General features: G+C 41.0%; 13 protein-coding genes and 1 pseudogene. All 14 read left to right on the forward strand.

The window, feature by feature from the left end:
• The first annotated feature begins 125 nt into the window (after nt 1-125).
• Entirely contained in the window at nt 126-644 is a 519-nt protein-coding gene (locus CES81_RS12600) for a hypothetical protein (RefSeq protein ID WP_089122072.1), read from the forward strand.
• Nucleotides 645-800: 156 nt separating this feature from the next.
• Nucleotides 801-1,067, forward strand: a complete 267-nt coding sequence (locus CES81_RS12605) for a hypothetical protein (RefSeq protein WP_089122073.1) — start codon at nt 801-803, stop codon at nt 1,065-1,067.
• Between the two features lie 99 nt (nt 1,068-1,166).
• Nucleotides 1,167-1,466, forward strand: a complete 300-nt coding sequence (locus CES81_RS12610) for an ImmA/IrrE family metallo-endopeptidase (RefSeq protein ID WP_089122074.1) — start codon at nt 1,167-1,169, stop codon at nt 1,464-1,466.
• Nucleotides 1,467-1,504: 38 nt separating this feature from the next.
• Nucleotides 1,505-2,014, forward strand: a complete 510-nt coding sequence (locus tag CES81_RS12615; RefSeq protein WP_089122075.1) for a terminase small subunit — start codon at nt 1,505-1,507, stop codon at nt 2,012-2,014.
• A complete protein-coding gene (locus CES81_RS12620; RefSeq protein ID WP_180949816.1) occupies nt 2,004-3,356 on the forward strand; it encodes a PBSX family phage terminase large subunit in 1,353 nt (450 codons plus the stop codon). The genes CES81_RS12615 and CES81_RS12620 overlap by 11 nt, the downstream gene beginning before the upstream one ends.
• Before the next feature lie 13 nt (nt 3,357-3,369).
• A complete protein-coding gene (locus CES81_RS12625) occupies nt 3,370-4,800 on the forward strand; it encodes a phage portal protein (protein WP_089122076.1) in 1,431 nt (476 codons plus the stop codon).
• Complete coding sequence (locus CES81_RS12630; RefSeq protein WP_180949817.1) at nt 4,766-5,077, forward strand: ribosomal-processing cysteine protease Prp; 312 nt, start codon at nt 4,766-4,768, stop codon at nt 5,075-5,077. The genes CES81_RS12625 and CES81_RS12630 overlap by 35 nt, the downstream gene beginning before the upstream one ends.
• On the forward strand, nt 5,078-6,289 hold the full coding sequence (locus CES81_RS12635) for a minor capsid protein (protein WP_089122078.1): 1,212 nt from the start codon (nt 5,078-5,080) through the stop codon (nt 6,287-6,289). It begins immediately after the preceding gene.
• Nucleotides 6,290-6,293: 4 nt separating this feature from the next.
• The gene (locus CES81_RS13625; RefSeq protein WP_180949818.1) at nt 6,294-6,470 is read left to right on the forward strand and encodes a hypothetical protein; all 177 of its coding nucleotides are present in this window, start codon (nt 6,294-6,296) and stop codon (nt 6,468-6,470) included.
• Nucleotides 6,471-6,645: 175 nt separating this feature from the next.
• The gene (locus CES81_RS12640) at nt 6,646-7,317 is read left to right on the forward strand and encodes a capsid assembly scaffolding protein Gp46 family protein (protein ID WP_180949819.1); all 672 of its coding nucleotides are present in this window, start codon (nt 6,646-6,648) and stop codon (nt 7,315-7,317) included.
• Between the two features lie 13 nt (nt 7,318-7,330).
• Complete coding sequence (locus CES81_RS12645; RefSeq protein WP_089122080.1) at nt 7,331-7,762, forward strand: hypothetical protein; 432 nt, start codon at nt 7,331-7,333, stop codon at nt 7,760-7,762.
• 15 nt (nt 7,763-7,777) lie between these two features.
• The gene (locus CES81_RS12650) at nt 7,778-8,839 is read left to right on the forward strand and encodes a major capsid protein (RefSeq protein WP_089122081.1); all 1,062 of its coding nucleotides are present in this window, start codon (nt 7,778-7,780) and stop codon (nt 8,837-8,839) included.
• An 11-nt stretch (nt 8,840-8,850) separates the two neighbouring features.
• Nucleotides 8,851-9,180 carry a head-tail connector protein gene (locus CES81_RS12655; RefSeq protein ID WP_089122082.1) on the forward strand — a complete coding sequence of 110 codons (330 nt, stop codon included), beginning with the start codon at nt 8,851-8,853 and terminating at the stop codon, nt 9,178-9,180.
• Nucleotides 9,171-9,392, forward strand: a pseudogene (locus CES81_RS12660) (hypothetical protein); the annotation flags it as partial. The gene CES81_RS12655 and the pseudogene CES81_RS12660, both read left to right, overlap by 10 nt.

The following is a 9,392-nucleotide window of genomic DNA, read 5'->3' on the forward strand; positions in this document are numbered from 1 at the left end:
GCTAGGGTGGATGGAAAAGCATTTTAACTATATGCCCTATGATGTTAAACAATCGTACCAGCACTTATCATCATTACAGAAATTGCGCTGTGATCAAAGAAATTTGTATGTTAGGAGACTGATGTATGGCAATTGAACTGTCAGATTCAACCATTAATAAGTTGGTTGATAAGTTAATTACAAAAGGAAAAGACTATTCGGAAACGGAAAGTGAGCAGAAACTGCGTAACACTAAAGCACTGCTACAGAACTTCTGGTTACTTGGCAATCACTTAGATATCGAGATGCCAACTGTGGATGAAGACGTACCACTATCCAAGTATGAGATCAGCCTGTATTCATTGTTAGGCTATCGAGTCCGTACCAAAGAAATGTTGGAGTTTGTTACCTCAATCATTGATCGTTATGGTGAACTGTGTAAACAGGGTACATTTGAAGATGAACGGCGCTATGAAGTGATCAAGAAACTGTACTTAGTTGACCGGCGCTTGACTCGGCTTCAGTTAGCTGATCAATATGATGTAGACGAAAAAACTATTCGACGGGATGAACGCAAAGCAATCAATGAATTATCGATTATGATATTTGGTATTGATGCTTTAAATGATGTGTCCAAAACCCGCCGAATGACTGTCCACAAATAGCCGAACAGAAGATGTAGTATGGTAATGTGAAATAAATATCAGAAATGATGTTCAGTTCTTTTTCCTCTTTCATACGAGTTATCAATTAATCCCAACAGAAGTGTTGGGATTTTTGGTATACTCAAAGAGTTAAATCTTTAAGATTAGAGGAAAATTATGAATAAAGACATTGATACAAAAAAGATTGTTGAAGCTAAATGGAAAGATAACAATGAATCAGTAAACTTTATCAGAGCAGATGCTACTCTTGATTCAGCTGAGCAAATGATCCATTTTTTTGGTAGAAACGCAAGTACTGTTCATGCTGGAACTAACTTATTGTTGGTAAAATTTGAAGGAGACGCTGAATGGAGTGAAAAAGAAGTCACACTATTTGGCGATAGTTCTGAGTCAGAAACAGTAATGTATTTTGTAAATAACTAAAACATACGTATTTTAGCCACTCAAACGATTGAGTGGTTTTTTAATACATAAAATTCTAAACCGGTCGATTTCGACCCCTTTAAAGATGGAGATGCAAATATGAAGTTACCCAAGCAGGTTAAAGTTAGCGGAATTATTTATTCCATTGTTGAAAAGAAACACCCAGAAGATGAGGGACATACCGTGTGGGGATTTACAGACTACGAGATTTCCAAAATCTATATCCGTAAAGGACTATCTGAACAAAAGAAACGTCAAACTTTAATGCATGAACTAGTACACGCTATGTTGCATGAAGCCGGTGAAGATGAACGTTGTAATGATGAAAGTATTGTTAATCCATTAGGCAATATGCTAGATCAGGTTTTACAAGATAATCCAGAACTAATTAATAGATAGTACGCGAATATTTTAATCAGGAGGTGTGGTGATATGTGATGAAACGAAAATTAACAGCTAAACAGCAGAAGTTTGCTGATGAATATATTAAGTCTGGTAACAAATATGAATCAGCAGTTAAAGCTGGTTATTCTGAATCATATGCACGTTCCCATGCTGAAAAATTATCGGAAAATGTCGGTATAAAAAATTATGTTGATGAACGGATGGCTGAAATTGCTTCTAGCAAGATTGCTAAGTCTGATGAAGTATTAAAGTACTACACCAGCGTTCTGCGTGGTGAAGCAGTTGAAACAGTCGTTGTGACAACTAGTGATAGCGTACATACAGTTAAGAAGCCGCCTGATTTAAAAACTCGGATATCAGCTGGTAAGGAACTGATGAAACGTTATCCCGACTCAAACAAACTGGTTGATGCTCAGGTACGTAAACTCGAAGCTGAAGCCGATATTGCTGAAGCTAGAGCAAAGGATATCAAGGACGCTCATGGCGGTGAAGAAAGCACGATCATTGTGGATGACTTAGGAGATGCTGATGATGACGAATAAAACAATCATTAAGACTTCCGAAATCATCAATCCGCATTTCAAACTGATGTGGGTAACTAAATGTCCATACGTTATTGCTAAAGGCGGACGTGGCAGTTTTAAATCATCAACCATCAGTTTAAGACTCGTGATGATGATGAAACGTCAAATGCAACTGGGTCATAAAGCCAATGTGGTTTGTGTGCGTGAAAACACTGTGAACTTGCGGGATTCTGTCTACAGTCAGATTCGCTGGGCTATCGATATGCTTAATATGTCGGATGAGTTTACTTACTCTGTCTCTCCCATGCGTATCACCGACAAGCGGACTGGCAGTTCGTTCTACTTCTATGGTGGCGATAAACCTGAGAAATTAAAATCAAACACCATTCAGAATGTGATTGCTCTCTGGTTTGAGGAGGCTGCTAATTTTAAATCGGCAGAGGTATTTGACCAGACGATTCCAACGTTCATCCGTCAGAAGTCGCCTTGGGTTGATCAGGTTAAAGTGTTTTACAGTTACAACCCACCCCGGAATCCATATGCCTGGATCAATGAATGGATTGCTCAATGTGAGAAAGACCCGGCCTACTTTATTGATACCTCAACGTATCTTGATGACAAGCTAGGCATCACAACTGAACAGCAGTTAAAGCTGATTGAAACCTATAAGCAAAACGATGTGGATTACTACCGCTGGCTGTACTTGGGTAAAGTCATTGGTTTAGGCACGAATGTTTATAACATGGCGCTGTTTCATCCGTTGCAGCAGTTACTCGATGATGATCCAATTCAACGCATTGCATTCACTGTTGATGCCGGACATATCAACTCAGCGACTACCTGTCTCTGTGTGGGTGTGACGAGCAAAGGCAAAACGATTCTACTGAATACTTATTACTACTCGCCTGAACATCAGACCCGTAAGAAAGCACCAAGTGATTTAGTGCCTGAGATTGAACACTTTGAACAACGGATGCATGAACAGTATCCAGTACGAGTTTTAAAGCGCACGATTGATTCAGCTGAAGGTGCTTTGCGTAACGAGTTTATTAAGGAATACAACGAGTATTGGCATGGTGTTGCTAAGTCTGATGAAGCAACCATGATTGATTATGTTTCATCACTGTTAGCTCAAGGACGTGTGTATTACTTAGATATTCCAACCAACGAAATATTCGTTGAACAGCACCAGCAGTATCAATGGGATGAGAAAACTGTTCACAGTGATGAACCACGAGTCATTAAAGAGAATGACCATACAGTTGATGCATTTAAGTACTTTGCAATCGACAACGCTCGTGAGCTTGGTTTGAAACAAGGCAAAGCAGTACCAAAAGCCAAGCCAGCATACATTAGATAAAGGAGGCTAATCAATGGCTTATAAAGTTGACGCAACATTGATTGACAATCTAGATGATCCGCCAATTGAAATGCTGAATTATCTGATTAACTTAAAGCAGGACGAACAAACTAGATTGGATAAATTGCATGATTACTACATCGGTAAGCAAGCCATCTTAGATCGTAAGATTGACAATCCACATAGCAAAAATACCAAAGTCATGGTAAATCATGCGAAATACATTACTGATATGATGACCGGTATGATCACTGGTAATCCTATTAACTACGTATCAGAAGATGACGAGAACATTAAACCAATCGTACAGACACTTAGCAAGATGGATATCATGGCTCATGACACTGAACTGGAACGTGACTTGTCTTGTTACGGTGTGGCTTACGAATTGCTGTATCTCTCACCGATTGATGATGAACATACGCAGGAAAAGATTGCTTTGCTTGATCCACGAAATACGTTTGTTGTAACGGATGATACTGAAGACGCTAATGAACTGTTCGGCGTTTATATCTTGCCGAAACAAAAACTAGATGGTTCAGACAACGGTGCTTTGATTTCTGTTTATACGCAGCATAAAATCGTCCAATATCGTACGATAAGTGGCAACAGCTTATTGACCGGCAATATTCAGGCTGGTTATCCCACAAAAATTAACCAATTCTGGGGTGCTGAACCGATCACGGAGTATAAGAACAACGAGCAAATGCAAGGCGATTTTGAACAGCAGATCACTTCGATTGATGCTTATAACTCATTACAGTCTGACCGTATCAGTGACAAAGATGCGTTTGTGGACGCTATTCTTTTAGCTTATGGAACAACGATTGACGGTGATATTGGTAAAGGCCAAATGCTTGATGGATTGCCTAGCAAAGATGAAGGTACCTCGATTGAATGGCTGACTAAAACACTTGATGAAAATCAAACGCAGACGTTATCAGATTCAATTGCTAATGATATACATGAGATGAGCAACGTACCCAACATGAATGACCAGCAGTTTGCTGGCAATGTATCGGGAGAAGCAATGAAGTACAAATTGTTTGGCTTACTGAACTTGATTGCTGGTAAGGAACAATTGCTTATCAAAGGTTTGCACCGCAGGTTACAGTTACTGCAGAACGACTTAAATCTCAAAGCTCAATCTGTGGATGCGTCATTGATCAAAGTTCAGATATCACCTAACATTCCTATTAACTTAACCGATGTGGTTAACAACATTAAGACTGCTGATGGTGTCATTCCAAGGCTTATCACATATGGCTGGTTGCCAGATGGTTACGATCCACAAAAGATGATTGAGATGATGCAACAGCAATCCAAAGATAATATTGCTAATCAGCAGGAAGCAATGGGCAGTATTGAATCCACGGCATCCGTTGATGATGATCAAGGAGGTTATCGTGATGATAACAGTAACGATGAGTCATCAGAAAGCTAGAATGTCAGCTTTCGATAATACGGTTATTGAAATTACCGGACATGCGATGAACGCTCCGTATGGTCATGATATTGTTTGTGCTGCCGTTTCAGTACTGTACAGCGCGGTTGCTAACCATATTACTAGTTCAAGAGTGGACGATTTCGATGGAAAAGTAACGATGGTAGTTAACTCACTTGACGTAGGTAATATACGACTGATTGAAACCTTTACTGATACTATTAAAGAACTCTCGCAACAATATCCAGATAATGTTCAACTAATAGATGGTGATTAAATGGCTGATAAGAACAAGCTGAATTACTGGGAACGGCGAGCAGTTTGGTTAGAACAGCAACAGCACAATAAGGGTGATAAGCACGTTGATGTGCTGATTAAAGCATTCATTCAAGCTCAGCAATATCTCATTGGTGAGTCGAATCACATGTATCAGCGATATTTAACGAAGTCTGGTTTGACTGAGAATGAAGTGAATCAGATTCTTAATACCAGTATTTCACCAGAACAATTGGTTGCACTTCAGCAAATGGCTAAGTCAGTTAAAGACCGCACTGTTAAATTACAGGTGCAAACGTATCTTGATGGACTAGCAGTTAAAGAACGTATTACCAAGGTAGAATTGCTCCGTGCAAAGTCTTATGTAGTTGCTAAGCAGTTAGCTGATGCTCAGCTGAGAGAGTCAGAGCCGTACTATATTGACGTTATGCAAGACGCATACAATCATGCCAGTGCTGAAGCAATCATTGGACAGACCCAAAAAGACTTCAACGTTTATCAAGGTGACACGGTTCCAGAGATTAACCAAGAGCATGGATCCATTGATTTTGTTAGTCAGACTGGCAAGACCATTCATACTCTGGACCTTGTACCAGATAAGCCGGTTAAAAGCTTTAAAGAAATGGGTGTTCAATATGCTAAGCACGCTCTCAATGAACCGTGGGCAGGAGCGAACTACTCCCAGCGCATCTGGAAACATACGGATGAGCTGTCTAAGAGCTTGCAAACCCTGTTTACTGCTAAACAGATGAGCGGTATGAGTGAGCATGAAATGGCTCAGACTTTGATGAAACAGTTTGCTACTAGTGCTTATCAAGCAAGACGGTTGATCCGGACTGAATCAGCTTATATGAGCGGTCAAGCTAGGCTCAAGTCTTGGCAAGACCATAATGTGGACGAATATTCACTGGTCGCCGTATTAGACTTTCGGACTTCCAATATCTGCCGTCACATGGATGGCAAAGTGTTCAAAGTTGCTGATGCCAAAGTAGCTGGTAAAGATGGTACGTATCCGCCATTTCATCCGTTTTGTCGGACGATTGCCGTTGCTCATATGACCAATGCTAAGACTGGTGGCTATCGGACCGCTCGTGATCCAATTACTGATAAGACTATGCGTATTCCAGCAGACGCTACTTACCAACAGTGGGAAGCGATACTGATCAAGAAACATGGTGAAGCTGAAGTAACTGCTGCCGAAAAGAAAGTGTGAGCGAATGTTAGGCTATGAAATTGTACTTGGGCTGATAGCGGTGATATCGCTGTTGGCTCTTTTTGATGACACATTGCTTGGTGACCGGCAGAAATACCAGCAGTTTGGAGCAGTATGTATTGCTTCAGTCGTTTGCTGGACGCTGGTCATGCTATTTCAATTGTATTTAACGCATATGTAATTGCTATTTGACCTGAGCAAGTCAATAAACTACTCAAATTAAAATAAAGCGTGTGTGGGTTCAAACTACCGCTACATAAAAAGTAAAGCACTGTTCGTGGGTCAACCTTAGTTGATGTTCGTGGGGTGTTTTTCTTTTGCGGTCTATGAACGTATATGGGCTAGGAGGTTTAACCATGAAATTACTGAAACTTTACTCACTCAATTTACAACGGTTTGCAGATGGCGATGGAGATACAGGCGACAACACAAGTGATAATTCTGCGACAACAACATCAGAAACAACGAACACAGATGGGACAAAGCCTGCAGATGATAGCACTGATACAAAGCCTGCTGATCCAGACGCAATTGTCTTTAAAGACCAGTCAGAACTAGATAGTTGGTATGATAAGAAATTTACCAAATCAGCTTCAAAACTGAAGGAGACATGGACTCAGGAACAAAACCAACAAAAAGCCTATGAAGACATGTCGCCTGCTGAGAAGCGTGAGTTTGACGACAACAAACGGGAAAAGGAATTAGCTGACCGTGAACAGAAATTAGTCATTGGTGAAAATCGTGCGAACATCTCGGAAAAGTTAGCTAATGACGGTCTGCCTGTTAGTTTAGTTAAAGCTTTCGAACCAGCTCTGGGAAAGACTGATGCTTTAGATGATGTCTACAAAGCCATTACTGAGTCATATCGCTCAGCTGTGCAAACTGGTGTGGATAAGAAGTTAGCAAGTTCAGCAAATGTTCCTGGTACCGCCGGGACTACTCAAGCAAGCTCTGCTGGTAAAACTGCAGCAGAAATGCGGAATAAGCAAAGCACTGCTTCAAAGAATGACATTTGGAGCACAAACTAAAGGAGGAATTTAGATGTATGTAGGTAAAAAAGTAACTGCAGATGAAGTTAACTTTTTAGCGAGTTCAAAATTCACCAGCTTCTCAACAATGGTTGATGATACTAACGCTGCAGTCGCTACAGACGATTTAGGACAAAAGGTGATCCCAGCAGGAACTATCTTGCCAACTAATGATGCAAAGGCAAAAGGTATTTTGTTGGATGAAGTTAATGTCACTAACGGCGCTCAATTAGCACCATTGATGGTTGAAGGATGGGTATTAGGTCAACGCTTACCAGTAGCTCCAACTGCTGAAGCAATTACAGCAATGACCACTATTCATTTTAAAGATGCTGACAAGTTGGCAAAGCCAGCTCCAGCTACAACTGATTCAGGTACTCCAGCTGCAAGTACCACTGGCAGTACAACTAGCGGCACTGGTTCAACCACAGGGTCGTCTAAATAAAAAGGAGGAACAAGAATGGCAACTTTGAATTTACAGCGATTCGCCACGATTGACGAATTATTCCCACTACGTGACACGCTGGATTATGTGCGTGACCGTCAGTATCCACAATTATTAGGTGATACATTATTTGCACCACGCCGGGTTGAAACCTTGGAATTGGATCAAGTCTATGCTGGCAATCGAACACCAGTTATTGCCAATGTTTCAGCCTTTGATGCTGAAGCTGATATTGGTAGTCGTTCAGCTAACAAGACATCACTTGAATTAGCATTGATCAAGAAAAAGATGCAAATTAAGGAAAAGGACTTGTATGCATTACGTAATCCACGGAATGCTGCTGAAGCTGATTATCTTAAAAACCGTGTCTTTGATGACATTGATGGATTAGTTCAAGGTGTGCTTGCCCGTGTTGAAAAGATGTCTATGGACGCTTTGGCAACTGGTAAAGTCAGTGTTATTAATCCTGATACTGGTGAAGCAACTGATTTTGACTATCAAGTGCCTACAACTCACCAAGTTGATTTAACTGGTAAAGCCGGAACTACTTGGGATAGTGATTCTGCCGATCCAATCAAAGACATTGAAGATTGGTCAGATTTAATGGATGTTGCACCTACACGGGTATTAACCTCTAAGCGGATCTACCGTTACTTAACTCGTAACGCTAACGTTTTGAAGGCAATTTATGGCACTTCTACTCGTGCATTGGGTCAAGCTGACTTTGATGCCTTTATGCAAGCACAAGGTTTACCTATCATCCGTACTTACGATGCAAAGTATCGTGGCACTGATGAAAAAGGTGTTCTGACTTCATATCGTTACTTCCCAGAAGATGCATTCGTTATGATGCCTGACGATAACCCTGGTGAAAAGCTCTTTGGACCAACACCAGAAGAAATCGGTTTAGCTGATGATTCTAGTGTTAACAAGCAAGCTATCGGTAATGTCTTTGCTACGGTCTACACTGGAGGCAAAGACCCTGTAGGCACATGGGAAAAGGCTTCTGCTGTTGCATTGCCATCATTCCCAGGTGCAAACGAAGTATTCCAAGCTAAGCCAATCAAATTAGCCTAGAGGTGATATGAATGGCTGATGATGACACACTAAACAGTCTTTGTCGGCGATTAGATGTTACGGCTGGTTCTGCCGATGCTCAGCTGGTCAGCGATTTATACGATGACGCTGTAGCAACCGTGCTGGACTTCACTAGACGTACAGAAATGATTGGTAGTATGAACGTCTATGCTAAGCAATTAGCAGTAGTCGCTTACAACCGATTAGATACTGAAGGTGAAGCTCAACGGGACGAAGGCAATATTGACCGCTACTTCGTTAATGGCATACCAATGGAGATTCAGCGACCATTGATTCGTTATCGAGTTGCTACACCAAGGGGGCTTTCATCATGCGATTAGCTCATCAGTCCCGTACGACAATTTTTGCCAAGCGGATGATCAAGACTAAAGATGATGAAGGTAACGTTATTAAAGGCTGGGGTGATCCAATCCCTCTGGCTGTGGATGTACAACCGGCTGGCGGTTCTGTTAATGCTACTGTTTATGGAAAAGATTTGAATTATATCAAGTCCATCATGTATCAGGGTGATGAGATTAAAGAGGGTCGTGAT

Source organism: Secundilactobacillus pentosiphilus (assembly GCF_002217985.1).
Lineage (GTDB): Bacteria > Bacillota > Bacilli > Lactobacillales > Lactobacillaceae > Secundilactobacillus > Secundilactobacillus pentosiphilus.